Consider the following 14762-nt stretch of genomic DNA (forward strand, 5'->3'; position numbering starts at 1 on the left):
AAAATAGCTATTTTTGAAATCAATAATTATTTTTCAAATGTCGTCTAAACCCAACAAAATAACCACACTTTTTCGGTTAATCAAACAATCGCTCAAAGGAGAAGAACACGATTATACGCAAGGCAATGTAAAAACAGCCATTCTTTTACTTTCGATTCCAATGATTTTGGAGTTGAGTTTAGAATCGGTTTTTGCTGTAGTGGATATTTATTTTGTTGGGCATTTGCCTAATGCTGATGTGGCTGTCGCGACAGTTGGTTTAACGGAAGCCGTAATTTCTTTGGTTTATACACTCGGAATTGGTTTAAGTGTTGGTGCAACAGCCATTGTAGCTCGACGTGTTGGTGAAAAAGATTTTACTGAAGCTTCTAAATCTGGTGCGCAGGCCATTACGGTTTCTTTACTTGTGGCCATTTTGGTAGCTATTTTAGGTGTTGCATTTGCTTCAGATATTTTGGCTTTAATGGGTGCCAAACCCGAAGTTATAAAGGAAGGAACATCTTTTGCCCAAATTATTTTTGCCAGTAGCCCGGCGATTATTCTATTGTTTTTGATTAACGGAATATTCCGAGGCGCCGGTGATGCTGCCATGGCGATGCGAAGTCTTTGGTTGGCGAGTATAATCAATATTATTTTGTGTCCGCTATTAATTTATGGTTACGGACCGTTTCCCGAACTTGGTTTGACAGGTGCCGCCATTGCCACCGCTATCGGAAGAACGATAGGAGTTTTATACCAATGCTACCATTTGTTCCTTAAAAGTAGATCGATTAAAATATATAAGACTTATTTTAAACCCAATTTGGAGATTGTCAAATCCTTATTGACTATTTCCACGCCGGCAATGTTGCAGTTTTTTATCCAAAGCGGCAGTTGGATTGTTTTGACTTATATTGTTTCAATAACCGGAAGTACTGATGCAAGTGCGGGTTACCAGATTGCTATTCGAAATGTAGTGTTCTTTATTTTACCGGCTTGGGGATTGAGTAATGCTGCGGCAACATTAGTAGGGCAAAATTTAGGAGCAAAACAACCGGAGCGTGCGCAACAAAGTGTTTTATTAACTACCAAGTACAATATTATTTTCATGAGTTTCGTGACTTTACTGTTTGTGTGCTTTTCAGAATTAATCATTAGTTTTTATACAGAAGACAAAGTAATTCTGGCTTATGGAAGTCAGGCACTTCGAATTATAGGATTAGGTTATGTTTTTTATGGTATCGGAATGGTGATGATACAAGCATTGAATGGTGCAGGCGATACTAAAACGCCAACCTGGATTAACATCATTTGCTTTTGGATGATTCAAATTCCATTGGCTTGGTTTCTTGCGGTTTATCTAAATTTTGGTCCACTTGGTGCTTTTATAGCAATTCCTTCAGCAGAAACAGTTTTGGCTTTATTGGCTTTTTATTATTTCAAAAAAGGGAAGTGGAAGACGATACAGGTTTAAGGATTACTTGATTTTTTTAGGTTTTAAATCAAATTTGATTTGCAAGTTTATCAAATATAACTATATTTGCACCCACAAAAAGGCCTCGTGGCGCAACTGAATAGCGCATCTGATTACGGCTCAGAAGGTTACTGGTTTGAATCCAGTCGAGGTCACGAATGAATTCATTCAAACAGAAAAAATGACAAGTTTACTTGATCATTTTTTTGTTTTAAGGGATTATCAAAGCGGAGCTTTGATGGATGTTGCGAAGCAAAATCCAGTCGAGGTCACTAAAAAAATAAAAAGTCTACATGAAAATGTAGACTTTTTTGCTTTATAAAATATTGAAATTGGTTTATTTCAATGCCTTCGTAGTAACATAATACCGCCAAGCAATAATAGCCATTTGCCACTTTTTGGCTTTTGCCAAATCTAAGCCGCGTTTTGTAAAGCTTGGTAAAAGGAGTTTGTTGAGTTTGGCTAAAAATGTATACATGCTCTTTTCTTTGTTGTAAAGATAAAAAAAACCGCCAATTGACGGTTTAATTTTAAATAGGGGATGAAACTAACTTCTCACTCTATTCTTCTCGCTCTCGGCACCATTGGCATCATATTGTTTTTTAGGAGCGAATGATTTCCCGAAACTGTAAGTGAAAGTTAACGCAACAAAACGGGTGTCGAGTTTGTTTCTCCAATTGGCTTCCGTGTTTTGTAGGTTTCTTATAATTCCGTTGTTCAAATTGGAATAGAAAATATCATTACCCGATAGTTTAATCGTGCCTTTGTCTTTGAGTATTTTTTTCTGAACACCAATATTAATGCTTGATCTTGATAAGATGACAAACTGTGCCGAAACAACATCGGTGTGATAGTTTCCGCTTAATTCGGCTGACCAACCTTTTTGAAATTTAAAACTATTGTTGACATTAATACTCCAAAATGTTCCTGACGATTCTAAATCTTCTGTGTATAATTTACTTTTAAAACGCATATGTGTCACTTCGTTATAAATATTACTCGACCACCATTTGTTTAATTCTAATTGCAAGTTTGCGTTAAGACTAAAGAACTGACTTTTTCCTATGTTTCCGGGACGACTGTAATAAATTCCGTTGTTAATTTCGATAGTTTCATTGATATCATCTTTAGAAGCACCATAACTCAAAGTGGTTGAGAAAATGCCTTTGTAGCGATAGGAAAGTTCATAATTATTAGCAAATGACGGATTCAAGAAAGGATTACCCGAATAAAAAGTGAATCGGTCTAACGGACTCACAAAAGGATTCAAATCCTGAAAATAAGGTCGGTTGATTCTTCTGCCATAATTGATAACCAAAGAATTATCGCCTAAAGAATCTAATTTATATTGTACATAAACCGTCGGGAAAAGATTGGTGTAATTTCTCTTAAATTTAGAAGCGGGCTGTTCGATGTTGCCCAATTGATTTCCTCTAGATTCGGTGTTTTCGACACGCAAACCCGTTTGGAAACTGAAACGTTTGTAATTGGTATTGAAATTAACATAAGCCGCATTGATAATCTCGTCGTATTTAAAGTGATTACTGGTAGCGTAATTTGGGATTTCTTGGCCATTAATAACATCCCGGTAATCGGCTATGTTATCGGTTTTGGTATAGCTGACTTTGTATCCGGCTTCAAAAGTACTACCGTTTTTAAAAGGCAAAGTATAATCCGATTTTAAGGAATAAATATCGATATCTGAGGGCAAATCGCCTCTTAATTCATCTTGACTTGAAAGTGTATTGTCAGGTTGATAGATATAATTATTGAACGTTTGCTTGGCAGAAGTGTCATATTTTAAATAATCGACATCAACAGTCAAGCGTTGACCAAGGCTGTCTAATTCATGTCGGAAATTAAAATTAACGCCACCGTTTTTGAATTTTTGCTTTTGTCTGTTATAAGCGATGATGGAAGAATCTAAAACCGAACTAGCATCCGTGATTTCACTCGCAACATCTGAGTTTTGATTGTTATTTCTCAAAATACCACTCAATCCAATGCCAATCGTTGTTTTGTCGGAAACATAATAATCTAAACCGACTCTAGCATTTTTAGATTGTACTTTGGTGTCAATGAAACTATTTTGGTAAAACAAACTGGTAGTGTTTCCGGAATCGTCTTTGAACTTTCTGAAAATGAATAAATCGTTAATTGGATTTTGTTCGGCATAGCCAATGTTACCAAAAACACGCACTTTTTCATTCATATAATTGAAATTGAACCCTTGACGATTGCCGCTTCTTTTTCCTTGAGAAACTCTCGAAGTAAGATTGGCATTAAAACCTCTGGCTTTCGACCTTTTGGAAACAATATTAATAATTCCGGCACCGCCTGCAGCATCGTATTTTGCCGGTGGATTGGTCATCAATTCAATTTTGTCTAATGTGCTTGCCGGTAATGATTTTAAGTAGGCTTCGAGTTCGGCTCCGGATAAATAAGTAGGTTTGTCATCGATAAAAACCTGAACACCCGATTTGCCTTTAAAAGTAATTGTACCGTTTTGGTCTACTGAAATTCCGGGAGATTTTTCTAAAATATCCATTGCATCACCGCCTGCCGCAGTAATAAAGGCATCTACATTCACAACCGTTTTGTCTATTTTGTTTTCTACAAAAGGTTTCTTCTTGGTGATTACTACTTCATCTAATTTATTGAGATCATTGACAACTAATGAAATAGGAGGTAAGTTCCGATTTGGATTAGCAGCGTTAACATTGATAGTTTCGCTTTGGTAGCTTTTGAAACCGATGTCTTCAACTAACAATTTATAGTCGTTTTCTTTTAGATTGGTAAAAGCAAAATTACCGTCATTGTCACTGATTTCTATTTTGGTAACCGAATTGTCTTTGGCTAAAAGTAAAGTAATTTGAATTCCGATTCCTGGCTTTTGGTCTTTGTCAATTAATTTTCCGGTTATGCTGAAACCGTTTTGGGCATTGCTGATTCCCGTGAAAAAAAAGAGCACAATTAGGGCTTTGATTTGATTTTTCATAGATGATTAATTAATGATTGATGATGATTGATGACAAAAAAAAACCGCATTTAACGCGGTTTCTTATTGTTTTAGTTTGATTTGTCGAGTAAACGTTTTATTTGTTTCACTATTTAATCAATTTATTATGCTTTTTATTATTTGCTCAGCCAAATCGCTATCGCCATTGAAACTGAAGTGATAAAAGTCATCATAATAAAATTACTTTACTTTGATTTTTTGAGTTCTTCTCTGGCTTTATCCAGCTCAGCTTTGGCTTTTTGAAGTTCCTCTTTGGCCTTAATCATTTCGGCTTTGGCTTTTTCCATCTCAGCTTTAGCTTTCTCTATTTCAGGTTTAGAAAGATCCATTTCTCTTTTTGCACGTTCTATTTCAGGTCTGGCTCTTTCTATTTCTTCTCTTGCGCGTGCCATTTCTTTACGAATCATTTCTTTGTTTTTCCCCATTTGTACTTTGACATTCGCCATAGCTTCCGCTCTGAATTTTGATACATCTTTGCCGTTTATGGTAACTTTACTTTCGCCTCCATTGTCATCACTGTCAACAGTTATGCTGTATTGTCCTTTTACACCGGCATCATTTAAAGCTTTTTCAATTTCGGCATCATCAGAAAGTACTTTACCGTTAACAATAACCGTTGCCTTTTTGTTATTTCCCTTTTTGATGATAATTTTTGCATTGTCTTTATTCCAGCCGATTGCTTGCGGTGTATCAGGGAGTTCAGGTGTTTCAGGCGCTTCAGGTGCTTCTACATCAATATCGAAATCAAAATTGAAGTTTTTCAAATTCGGTAAACTATCATTGAAGTTGAAAACAAAATTTTCTCCAGATACTACTTTAACTCCGGGAGCGTTGGCATATACTTTAAAGTTTTTGGGTTTGCCAAATCCTATGGATTTATTGTTTTTAAAAAAATGAATTGGAGCAATTGGTTCGTTACTGTCTACATGAGAAACGCCTTTATTGCCATTTTTATCTTTAAATTCAACTTTGATTCCGGTAATTTCTCCTTTGGTATTTCGCTTAATTTTTGAACATTTTAAAGTAATACCATGTTCCTCTTTTAATCTTTTGGTTTCTCTTTTTAGGTCGGCCTCAGTAGCATCTTTGTCGATGATCAATCTAACTTCTTCACGATGTTGCAGTGATTGAGCAATTTCTGTGTCGGATTCCTTTTCTTGTGCAATGGTTTTGATTTGGAATAAAAACACAAAACTGATTAAAACCGGAATTACAAGTGTGTATTTCCATGAATTTCTTTTGTGGGACTGATTGGTGTTTAACATAACGATTCGTTTTTTGATTAATGATTGATAAAAATTATTAGTAATTGATAAGCAGTTTTGATGAGAAATTGCTTTTAAAAGTGCTCTTTGATACACTTTTGGATCCTGTAATTGTTGTACCGCTTTTTGGTCGGCGATGTATTCTAAGTTCTGAATGATGGCTTTTTTGTAGAGCCAAATAAACGGATTAAACCAAAATAATATGCAGAAAATTTTAGCCACCATAACATCAAAAGAATGTTTTTCTTGGCTGTGTACTTTTTCATGTAAAAGGATGCTTTGCAATTCTTCTTCGGTATACAAAGCCGAATTGAAAACAATATAATTAAAGAATGAAAATGGCGCAATGTCATGGTTCAAGTCGACTAACGTAAACTGTTCATTTTTAATTTTTTGCTGTTGGTAAAGCATTTGAAATAGAGACATAAAATTGATCACAATTTTGAGAAGTAAAAGTAAAGCAATTAGGAAGTAACTAACCCAAATAAACTGCATCCAATCAAATGCTTCAACAGCGGTAATTTCTTGAACATGAGGATTTGCATTGGCATAAGCCACCAAATCATCGAGGTTGATTTTTGGTCTTTCAACATAAACAATTTTTTTAATAGAAAACAACGGTAGTAGAAGAGAAGTGAATAGTCCGGCAATCAAAAACCAACGGTTACTATTGAAAAATGTTTCTTTACGCACTAGGAAATGATAGGCTAAATAAAACATAGCCATCAAACCGCTTGATTTTAAAAGATATATAAAAATCGTTTCCATATTACTGTTTTTTCTCGATGATAGCTAAAATCTCTCTTAATTCTTCTGCTGAAATCTTTTCTTCTTCGGCAAAAAAGGACACCAAATTTTTATACGAACTATTGAAGTAATTATCAATTGCTGTATTCATAAAGCGTTTTCTATAATCTTCCATTTTAACAATAGGGAAGTATTGGTGAGTGTTTCCAAAGGCATTGTGACCAACGAATCCTTTTTCTTCTAAGTTTCTTATAATGGTTGAAAGTGTATTGTAATGTGGTTGCTCTTCAGTGATTTCGGCTAAAACTTCTTTAACGAAAGCTTTTTTAAGCTTCCATAATATTTGCATAATCTCTTCTTCCTTGTTGGTTAACTTTTGCATGATTATAGTGTTTAAATCGGTTTATCTAATTTGACAAAACAAACGTATAACTATTTTTATAGTTACGCAACTATATTTATAGTTATTTAACTAAATTTTAAGATTTGAAATTAAAAGAAGGACGACAAATGGGCTTGAGGTAGATAAACTTTAGTTGGCAATCAATAGAATAAACGATAAAAAAGCCTTAAACCATCTTAGTGGATTTGTGTTCATTTTGAATCAAACGGTAAACCCAATAACCACAAATTGTTCCAATAAGTCCGAGTGAGCCCATGAAGAACCAATTTATTTGATACCCAAAATATTGAATGACTTCCATACCCATTTTGGCACTTAGTATATGTGCCAAGCTGAAACTCATAGTGTAAATTGCCATATAACGACCTTCGTGACCTTTTGGTGCCCGACTCAAGGCAACCGCATTTGAAAACGGAAACGCAAACATTTCGGCAAAAGTCATGAATACCATCATGATAGTTAAAATGCCAACCCAAGTATTGAATAGCATCAGAAACATACTTATAGCCATTAGAAGACAACCAAAAGCAACGACTTTTACTTTATTGATTTTCTTTCTTTCAACATAACTTACTATGGGCATTTCGCAGAAGAAGACCAAAACACCGTTCATTGTTAGTAATAATCCGGTTTGGAATTCAGTTAGGCCAAACTGTTCTCTGTGGTACAAAGGAATAGTAGTAAACACTTGAAAAAACAAGATACCCGAAACCAAACAAGTAAATAAAAAAATCCAAAACGGTTTGTCTTTAAAAACGGAATGCGTCAATACTTCGCCCGGATGTTCTTTGTCAGTGAAAGCCGATTTTTTCTTTTCTTTTACTTTAAGCCAAAAAATCAGAATCGCGACGATACAGGTAATACCATCTGCCCAAAATAATCCACGATAGCCAATGTTCATTATGATCAATCCACCCAATGCCGGTCCGGCTGCAAAACCAAGGTTAATGGCTAAACGAACTAAAGTCAGTGCTCGGGTTCTGTTTTCGGGTTTGGCATACGCGCCAATAGAAACAAACATAGCCGGTCTATACATATCAGCCACCGACATAATAGCAAACATACTAATGCAAAGTCCAATAAAACTGGTGATGTATTGAATGACGAAGAACATCAAACCACTAGTGAGCAAACTAAAAATCATGATTTTGTAGAAACCAATTTTATCGGAAAGTTTTCCACCAAGCCAAGAACCTAACATGGAACCAACGCCAAAACAAACCATAATCCAACCAACTTCGCTATAACTGAAATTTAAATCTTCTTTTAAATATTTTGAAAGAAAGGGCAAAACCATAGTTCCGGCACGATTGATAAAGGTGATAATCGTCAGTATCCAAATCTCTCTGGAAAAGCCTTTGAAGTTATCGATATAGCGTTGGAATGCGGTTTTAAGCATGATGGATGAATGACGATGTAAAGTTACAAAGTTACTGAGTTACTGAGTAGCTAAGTTTTTGAGATTACAAACAATTTTTATGCTATTTTTGTTAAAAAGAGTTCTATGAAAAAAATACTTTTCTTTTTGTTATTATTCAATGTTTGTCTGCTATCCGCACAAGAAACGGCAAAAGAATTCCAAGAAACACTCAACAAAGAATATGGAAGTCGTGAGGAAAGTCCGTTGACTGAGGAAGATTTTAAAGTTTTTAAAGGCTTGGATTTTTATCCGATTACCGATAAGTATATAGTAGAAGCCAAGTTTACCAGAACATCGAACGAGAAAGTATTCAAAATGAAAACCACAGGAGCGCGTTTGCCGGAATATGTAAAATATGGCGAATTGGCTTTCAGTATTGATGGAAAAGTCTTCAAATTGAACTTGTACCAAAACATCGATTTAACCAAAAAAGAAGGCTACGAAGATTATCTATTCTTGCCTTTTTCCGATTTGACTTGTGGTAAAGAAAGTTACATTGGCGGACGCTACATCGATATGAGAATTCCTAAGAGTGAAACAGTTATTATCGATTTTAATAAAGCTTATAATCCGTATTGTGCTTATAATCATAAATATTCTTGTCCGATTGTGCCTCTGGAAAATGATTTGGATGTCGAAATTTTAGCCGGTGTAAAGAAGTTTCACGACTAATGCCTTTTTACAACTTACATACACATATGTTTACAAACGACGCCAATACAATTGAATTGGTCAATCAATACCCTTGGGAATTTATTAGTGATATTCCGTTTTATTCTATTGGCATTCACCCTTGGTATATTGATGAAAGTCGTTTGAAAAGTGATTTACAAATCATTGAAACTAAATTACAATTTCCCGAGTGTTTGGCTTTGGGTGAATGTGGTTTAGACAAGCGCATCGAAATCCCAATGGCTTTGCAAATAACAGTTTTTGAAAAGCAAATTGCCTTAGCTGAAAAGTACCAAAAGCCATTGGTACTGCATTTGGTTGCCGCTTATCAGGAATTGGTAGAAATCAAAAACCGATTAAATATTTCTGTCCCAATTATACTCCACGGATTTTCAAAGAATGAGCAAATCGCCAAACAAATGATTGACAATGGTTTCTATTTGTCTTTTGGAAAATATTTATTGCGCAATCCTGAGTTAAAAAAAGTATTTCTTTCGGTACCAAATGATCGATTCTTTCTCGAAACCGACACTATTGACGAAACACTGGAAGAAGTATACACTTTAGCTGCAACATATAAAGAAATGAGTATTGAAGCACTGCAAAATCAAGTAAGAGCCAATTGGGATAAGGTTTTTAAATCATAAAAAGACTGCAAACGCAAGCCTACAGTCTTTCTTAAAATAGAAACTTAAGTTTTCTAATTGAAATGTTTTGCAATAAATTGAGTCAAATTTTCATCACTCATTCTATTCGAAGTACTTTCACTCGAAACAACATTTTTGTATTGAGGTGTTTCGGCTAAAAATTTCATGAACTGCTCTTGAATTTGTCCGGTTCCTGTTAGGTGAATTTCGTCAATATTAGGCATCGTATGCGCTATTTCCTTAAAGAACTTTTGCGTTAAAGAAATTTCTTGGTTGTTTGAAGTACGTTCATTTGAGTTCGCATCGGGACCGCTATTTTTTACATGTCCGATGACTATAAAATCTCCTTCGTTAACTTCTTCTTTTCCTACGATAGTTGCAGTGTGGGAATCCATCCAAACACCAAACTGTTTTTTGTTTTTATCTGACATATTTTACTTTTTCTTAAAGGTAAGTCCTTTTAAGTGTATTGATTTGATTTTGGGTTAAGATTGTGATATGTTTGCAAACATCCATTCTAATTTTACTTATTTTTGCACCTTATTTTTTTAGTCTAAAAAATTTAAACATCTAATTATCTAAGTATCTAAAAATGGCAAAGTGGCAGGAAAGAGCAGAGCTTTTATTTAAAACAGAAGGATTAAACAATTTAAAAAATGCAAATGTACTAGTAGTTGGACTTGGTGGTGTCGGTTCGTTTGCCGCTGAGTTTTTAGCGCGTGCCGGTGTGGGTAACATGACCATTGTTGATGGTGATGTAGTAGATATTACTAATGTGAACAGACAATTACCGGCTTTGCACTCGACTGTTGGGATGCCGAAAGTCCATGTAGTAGGTGATAGGTTGATGGATATTAATCCGGAACTAAACTTGACCCGTTTGGAAGAATTTCTTTCTCCGGAAAGGGCTTTTGAATTGGTTACACCCGAATTTGATTATGTATTAGATTGCATTGACAGCATTACACCAAAACTAAATTTATTGATTGCTTCCAAACGCAAAAAGGTAAAAGTTATCAGCAGTATGGGTGCCGGCGGAAAGTATGAAGCGAGCAAAGTAAAAGTCCGTGACATCAGTAGAACCGAATATTGTCCGTTGGCCAAAAACATGCGCAAACGTTTGAAAGAAGCCAAAATTTCTAAAGGTATCAAGGCAGTTTTCTCGACTGAAATGCCGGATGAAAGCAGTGTAAAGTTGACCGATGGTAAAAACTACAAGAAGTCATTTTATGGCACGAATAGTTGGATGCCGTGTCTTTTTGGATTACACGCGGCGGAAACCGTTGTAAAACATTTGCTAAAAAAATAATTTTAGTTGTCGGTTATGAACTCGTCAACAAGAGAAAACAGATAACTGACAACAGACAACAGATAAAATGATACAAACCGTAATATTCGATATGGATGGCGTAATTGTAGATACCGAACCGGTTCACCATTATGCTTATAATCAACATTTCAAACAATTAGGCATTGAAATTTCACCGGAAATGTATGCTTCGTTTACCGGTAATTCGACCAAAAATATCTTTGAGCGTTTGAAAACGGAATTCGATTTAACTCAAGATGTGGAAACATTGGTGCAAACCAAACGCAATCTATTCAATGACGCTTTTGACAATAAAGAAGATTTGTTTTTGCTGGAAGGTGTTGAAGATTTAATTAAAGACTTGCATGCTAATGGGATGCAGTTGGTTTTAGCTTCTTCGTCGGCTACAGTCACTATCAATAGAATTTTCAACCGATTTAATTTAGACCAATATTTTACCCATAAGGTTTCGGGAGAAGATTTTCCTAAGTCGAAACCGCATCCGGCTATATTTCAGCACGCTGCATTTTTGGCACAAACTCCGGTAGAAAACTGTATCATTATTGAAGACAGTACCAATGGGGTTTTAGCAGCTAAAGCTGCCGGAATTTATTGTGTTGGTTATGATAGTTTTCATTCAAAAATGCAAGATTATTCGAAAGCGGACAAAATTATTACTAATTTTAATGAGTTGAGTTACAATAGTATTCGCCAAATTAAAATTTCATGAAAAAATACTTAATCGCCTTATTGATTCTTTTTATTTCTTTCAGTGTTACAGCGCAACAAAAACCTTTTTGGGATGAAATAAAAGCATTCAGAACTCAAGATAGTATTCAGAAACCGGAAGACGGAATGATTTTGTTTATTGGAAGTTCTTCGTTTAGATTATGGAAAACGGCTAAGGAAGATTTTCAAAATGAAACTATTGTAAATAGAGCTTTTGGTGGTGCCACTTTAGAAGATTTGATTTATTGGCAAAACGACGTAGTATTAAAATACAAACCAAAAAAAATATTCATCTATTGTGGAGAAAACGACATTGCCAGTTCAGATAAAGTAACTCCGGAAATAGTTTTTGATAGATATAAAAAGTTACATACTACATTAAGAAATCATTTTCCCGAAATACCAATCGTTTTTGTTTCGATAAAGCCAAGTATTTTGCGATGGTCTATGAAAGACAGAATGATGGCAGCAAATGTCTTAATAAGTAATTATTTAAAACAAGACCAGAACACTGTTTATGTCAATATTTGGGATAAAATGTTAGAAAATGGCGAACCAATGAAAGACATCTTTATCGAAGACAAGTTGCACATGAATTCAAAAGGTTATGCTATTTGGAAGAAGGAATTATATCCATTGATAAACGAATAGAGCTACTTAAAATCATAAAAAAAGCCAGTTCAAACTGGCTTTTACTTTTCTGTATGGTAGAGATCTTTATTTTTTGATTTCTACATCTACGTCTTTACTGTCAACTTCAACACCATCGCCACTAACTTTTACTGAAGTGCCATCTTTTTCTTGAACAGTATCTTTTACAATTACGGTTTCTTTTTCGATAGTGTTTGTTTCAATTGTTTCCGTGGTTTTTTCTTCTTTTTTATCACAAGACATTACCAATACCATTGACAACATACTTAAGCAAATACCAATATTTTTCATAAATTTAGTTTTAAATTATGTTGAAAGATAGTCAATTAATCCCGGTTAAACTATTAATCATCAATCAATTTGCTTGTGAGACTATTATCCAACCGCTATTTTGTAGGTTCGCAAGCACTTTTCTCTGGCTTCTTTGTGGTCAACAATCGGTTGTGGATATTCCATTGAGTTCAACTCGGGTATCCATTTTTTGATGTACACCAAATCTTTGTCAAACTTCTTGATTTGTTCTGTTGGATTAAAAATTCTGAAGTATGGTGCTGCATCAACACCGCTTCCGGCTGCCCATTGCCAATTGCCTACATTGCTGGCTTGCTCGTAATCCAATAGTTTTTGCGCAAAATATGTTTCACCCCAACGCCAATCGATTAACAGGTGTTTGCATAAAAAACTAGCCACTATCATTCTCACTCGGTTGTGCATATGACCGGTTTCATTTAATTCACGCATTCCGGCATCTACAAAAGGATAACCGGTTTTTCCTTCACACCATTTTTGAAATAAAGTTTCGTTATTCTCCCATTGAATTTCATCGTATTTGGCTTTGAAACTCTTATTAACCGTGTGTGGAAAATGCCATAGAATTTGCATAAAAAACTCACGCCAAATAAGTTCCTTTAGAAAGGTTTCATTTTTACTCTCTAAAGCTTTTGCTACCATTTTTCGGATGGATACAGCACCAAAACGAAGATAGATTCCCAAATAGGAAGTTTTGTTCAACGCTGGAAAATTGCGTGTTGCTTCATAATTATCGATTAAAGAATTTGAAATATCATATGGCGTAACATTTATATTCGACTTCACAAATCCAATATCTTTTAAACTTAAAAAAGGATAGGAGTGAAGTATTATTTTCTCAAGATAATCTTCTGAATTATAGTTGGGTAAATGAATCTTCTTAAAGTGTTCTTTCCATTTATTCGAATAGGGTGTGTAGACTACATAAGGAGTTCCGTCATCTTTAACCACTTCACTTTTTTCGAATATAACTTGATCTTTACTCGTTTTAAACTCGATGTTGTATTCTTTGAATAGATGATACAATTCTAAATCACGTTTGCGTGCGTAAGGTTCGTAATCGTGATTTGTATAAACCGTTGTGATTTGGTTTTCTGTTAGAATTTTATTGTAAATTTCAAATGGATCTCCATGAAATACCGCTAATGATTTGCCAATCTTTTTTAATTGACTTTGAATTGTTTCCAATTGTTGGTGAATAAAAGTCACACGAGCATCATTTTTAGGCAATTGGTCAAGGATATTTTCATCAAAAATAAAGATAGGCAACACTTCTTTACCACTTTGAAGTGCATGAAAAAGGCCGGCATTGTCTTCTAAGCGTAAATCGCGTCTAAACCAGAATATGTTCATAAGTTTAAAAAATCAATATCAATATTTAATTGTTTAAAGGTAGGTTATTGTTCAATTATTTTTATTGTCCTTGACATTACAATTATTATTGATTTACCAATAAAGTAGACATGCCACCATCAACATGAAATATTTGACCTGAAATCCAACTGCTTTTTTCGCTTAGCAGAAAACTAGCCATTTGGGCCATGTCTTGAGAAGATCCGACTCTTTTTAATGGATGACGCTGTGCTGATTTTTCTCTTTTCTCATCGTTACTTAAAAATTTTTCTGCCAAAGGTGTATCGGTTAAAGACGGCGCAATAACATTTACTCTGATTTTTGGAGCATATTCGGCAGCCAAAGCTTTAGCAAAACCTTCGATTGCTCCTTTTGAAGCGGCAACACTGGTATGAAATGGCATTCCCATACTAGCTGCAACCGAACTAAACAATACTATACTTGATTGCTCAGTTGCGGTTAAATTAGGTAAAAGAGTTTGAATAACTTTGACCAAACTGATAAAATTGATTTGTAGATCACTTTCAAAAGCTTCTATTTTTAATCCGCGAAATGGTCGCAAATTGATACTTCCGGGGCAGTAAACCAAGCCGTGAATGATTTCAGGTAATTTTGTATTATCTAAAGTGTCAGTTGTAGCATCAAACGGAATGTGAGTCGCGTTTATCTCTGCCAAACTTTCATTAGTTCTTGAAGCAATATATATGTTCGTTTCGAATTGTAATTCTTTGGCTATGGCTAACCCAATTCCGTAAGAGCCGCCAATCAATAGTATATTTTTCATG

At 34.8% G+C, this 14762-nt stretch carries 15 protein-coding genes and 1 tRNA gene; 7 read left to right on the forward strand and 9 right to left on the reverse strand.

What is annotated here, in order from left to right; genetic code table 11:
• Positions 1-13: 13 nt before the first annotated feature.
• Complete coding sequence (locus ACK4R1_RS13330) at positions 14-1453, forward strand: MATE family efflux transporter (RefSeq protein ID WP_409687984.1); 1440 nt, start codon at positions 14-16, stop codon at positions 1451-1453.
• Between the two features lie 81 nt (positions 1454-1534).
• Positions 1535-1608, forward strand: a tRNA-Arg gene (locus ACK4R1_RS13335).
• Between the two features lie 182 nt (positions 1609-1790).
• Here the strand turns inward: ACK4R1_RS13335 and ACK4R1_RS13340 are convergent.
• From ACK4R1_RS13340 to ACK4R1_RS13360, 5 genes are all read right to left on the reverse strand, one after another.
• The gene (locus ACK4R1_RS13340; protein WP_409687986.1) at positions 1791-1931 is read right to left on the reverse strand and encodes an SsrA-binding protein; all 141 of its coding nucleotides are present in this window, start codon (positions 1929-1931) and stop codon (positions 1791-1793) included.
• A gap of 69 nt (positions 1932-2000) precedes the next feature.
• Complete coding sequence (locus ACK4R1_RS13345; protein ID WP_409687989.1) at positions 2001-4451, reverse strand: TonB-dependent receptor domain-containing protein; 2451 nt, start codon at positions 4449-4451, stop codon at positions 2001-2003.
• Positions 4452-4657: 206 nt separating this feature from the next.
• A complete protein-coding gene (locus ACK4R1_RS13350) occupies positions 4658-6505 on the reverse strand; it encodes a M56 family metallopeptidase (RefSeq protein WP_409687991.1) in 1848 nt (615 codons plus the stop codon).
• A 1-nt stretch (position 6506) separates the two neighbouring features.
• On the reverse strand, positions 6507-6866 hold the full coding sequence (locus ACK4R1_RS13355; RefSeq protein WP_284652118.1) for a BlaI/MecI/CopY family transcriptional regulator: 360 nt from the start codon (positions 6864-6866) through the stop codon (positions 6507-6509).
• Between the two features lie 187 nt (positions 6867-7053).
• Positions 7054-8286, reverse strand: a complete 1233-nt coding sequence (locus ACK4R1_RS13360; RefSeq protein ID WP_409687996.1) for an MDR family MFS transporter — start codon at positions 8284-8286, stop codon at positions 7054-7056.
• A 105-nt stretch (positions 8287-8391) separates the two neighbouring features.
• On the opposite strand from ACK4R1_RS13360, the gene ACK4R1_RS13365 reads away from it, so the two are divergent.
• Both ACK4R1_RS13365 and ACK4R1_RS13370 read left to right on the forward strand, forming a co-directional pair.
• Positions 8392-8979 carry a DUF1684 domain-containing protein gene (locus ACK4R1_RS13365; RefSeq protein WP_409687999.1) on the forward strand — a complete coding sequence of 196 codons (588 nt, stop codon included), beginning with the start codon at positions 8392-8394 and terminating at the stop codon, positions 8977-8979.
• A complete protein-coding gene (locus ACK4R1_RS13370) occupies positions 8979-9626 on the forward strand; it encodes a TatD family hydrolase (RefSeq protein WP_409688001.1) in 648 nt (215 codons plus the stop codon). Before ACK4R1_RS13365 ends, ACK4R1_RS13370 begins: the two co-directional genes overlap by 1 nt.
• A gap of 53 nt (positions 9627-9679) precedes the next feature.
• Here ACK4R1_RS13370 and ACK4R1_RS13375 read toward each other — a convergent pair whose 3' ends face one another.
• A complete protein-coding gene (locus ACK4R1_RS13375) occupies positions 9680-10057 on the reverse strand; it encodes a hypothetical protein (protein ID WP_409688004.1) in 378 nt (125 codons plus the stop codon).
• Positions 10058-10218: 161 nt separating this feature from the next.
• Here ACK4R1_RS13375 and ACK4R1_RS13380 point away from each other — a divergent pair, with 161 nt between their 5' ends.
• The 3 genes from ACK4R1_RS13380 to ACK4R1_RS13390 all read left to right on the forward strand — a co-directional run bounded on the left by ACK4R1_RS13380 (position 10219) and on the right by ACK4R1_RS13390 (position 12315).
• Positions 10219-10935: a ThiF family adenylyltransferase gene (locus ACK4R1_RS13380; protein ID WP_409688006.1), complete on the forward strand. Its 717-nt coding sequence runs from the start codon at positions 10219-10221 to the stop codon at positions 10933-10935.
• A gap of 67 nt (positions 10936-11002) precedes the next feature.
• Entirely contained in the window at positions 11003-11665 is a 663-nt protein-coding gene (locus ACK4R1_RS13385) for an HAD family hydrolase (RefSeq protein ID WP_409688009.1), read from the forward strand.
• Positions 11662-12315, forward strand: coding sequence for a GDSL-type esterase/lipase family protein (locus tag ACK4R1_RS13390; RefSeq protein ID WP_409688012.1), 654 nt, complete (start codon positions 11662-11664; stop codon positions 12313-12315). Before ACK4R1_RS13385 ends, ACK4R1_RS13390 begins: the two co-directional genes overlap by 4 nt.
• Before the next feature lie 66 nt (positions 12316-12381).
• Here the strand turns inward: ACK4R1_RS13390 and ACK4R1_RS13395 are convergent, their stop codons facing one another.
• The 3 genes from ACK4R1_RS13395 to ACK4R1_RS13405 form a co-directional block, all read right to left on the reverse strand.
• Complete coding sequence (locus tag ACK4R1_RS13395; RefSeq protein ID WP_409688015.1) at positions 12382-12606, reverse strand: hypothetical protein; 225 nt, start codon at positions 12604-12606, stop codon at positions 12382-12384.
• Positions 12607-12690: 84 nt separating this feature from the next.
• Entirely contained in the window at positions 12691-13977 is a 1287-nt protein-coding gene (locus tag ACK4R1_RS13400) for a cryptochrome/photolyase family protein (protein WP_409688018.1), read from the reverse strand.
• Between the two features lie 85 nt (positions 13978-14062).
• The gene (locus ACK4R1_RS13405) at positions 14063-14761 is read right to left on the reverse strand and encodes an SDR family NAD(P)-dependent oxidoreductase (RefSeq protein WP_409688021.1); all 699 of its coding nucleotides are present in this window, start codon (positions 14759-14761) and stop codon (positions 14063-14065) included.
• Between the last annotated feature and the right edge of the window lies 1 nt (position 14762).

The organism is Flavobacterium sp. (assembly GCF_046293665.1).
Classification (GTDB): Bacteria; Bacteroidota; Bacteroidia; order Flavobacteriales; family Flavobacteriaceae; genus Flavobacterium.

Excerpts from the sequence above, each read along its gene's own strand:
- ACK4R1_RS13395 (WP_409688015.1), bottom strand. The coding sequence starts at position 12,606 with ATGAAAAATATTGGTATTTGCTTAAGTATGTTGTCAATGGTATTGGTA.
- ACK4R1_RS13375 (WP_409688004.1), bottom strand. The coding sequence starts at position 10,057 with ATGTCAGATAAAAACAAAAAACAGTTTGGTGTTTGGATGGATTCCCAC.
- ACK4R1_RS13370 (WP_409688001.1), top strand. The coding sequence starts at position 8,979 with ATGCCTTTTTACAACTTACATACACATATGTTTACAAACGACGCCAAT.
- ACK4R1_RS13355 (WP_284652118.1), bottom strand. The coding sequence starts at position 6,866 with ATGCAAAAGTTAACCAACAAGGAAGAAGAGATTATGCAAATATTATGG.
- ACK4R1_RS13380 (WP_409688006.1), top strand. The coding sequence starts at position 10,219 with ATGGCAAAGTGGCAGGAAAGAGCAGAGCTTTTATTTAAAACAGAAGGA.
- ACK4R1_RS13360 (WP_409687996.1), bottom strand. The coding sequence starts at position 8,286 with ATGCTTAAAACCGCATTCCAACGCTATATCGATAACTTCAAAGGCTTT.
- ACK4R1_RS13405 (WP_409688021.1), bottom strand. The coding sequence starts at position 14,761 with ATGAAAAATATACTATTGATTGGCGGCTCTTACGGAATTGGGTTAGCC.
- ACK4R1_RS13340 (WP_409687986.1), bottom strand. The coding sequence starts at position 1,931 with ATGTATACATTTTTAGCCAAACTCAACAAACTCCTTTTACCAAGCTTT.
- ACK4R1_RS13390 (WP_409688012.1), top strand. The coding sequence starts at position 11,662 with ATGAAAAAATACTTAATCGCCTTATTGATTCTTTTTATTTCTTTCAGT.
- ACK4R1_RS13350 (WP_409687991.1), bottom strand. The coding sequence starts at position 6,505 with ATGGAAACGATTTTTATATATCTTTTAAAATCAAGCGGTTTGATGGCT.
- ACK4R1_RS13345 (WP_409687989.1), bottom strand. The coding sequence starts at position 4,451 with ATGAAAAATCAAATCAAAGCCCTAATTGTGCTCTTTTTTTTCACGGGA.
- ACK4R1_RS13365 (WP_409687999.1), top strand. The coding sequence starts at position 8,392 with ATGAAAAAAATACTTTTCTTTTTGTTATTATTCAATGTTTGTCTGCTA.
- ACK4R1_RS13400 (WP_409688018.1), bottom strand. The coding sequence starts at position 13,977 with ATGAACATATTCTGGTTTAGACGCGATTTACGCTTAGAAGACAATGCC.
- ACK4R1_RS13385 (WP_409688009.1), top strand. The coding sequence starts at position 11,003 with ATGATACAAACCGTAATATTCGATATGGATGGCGTAATTGTAGATACC.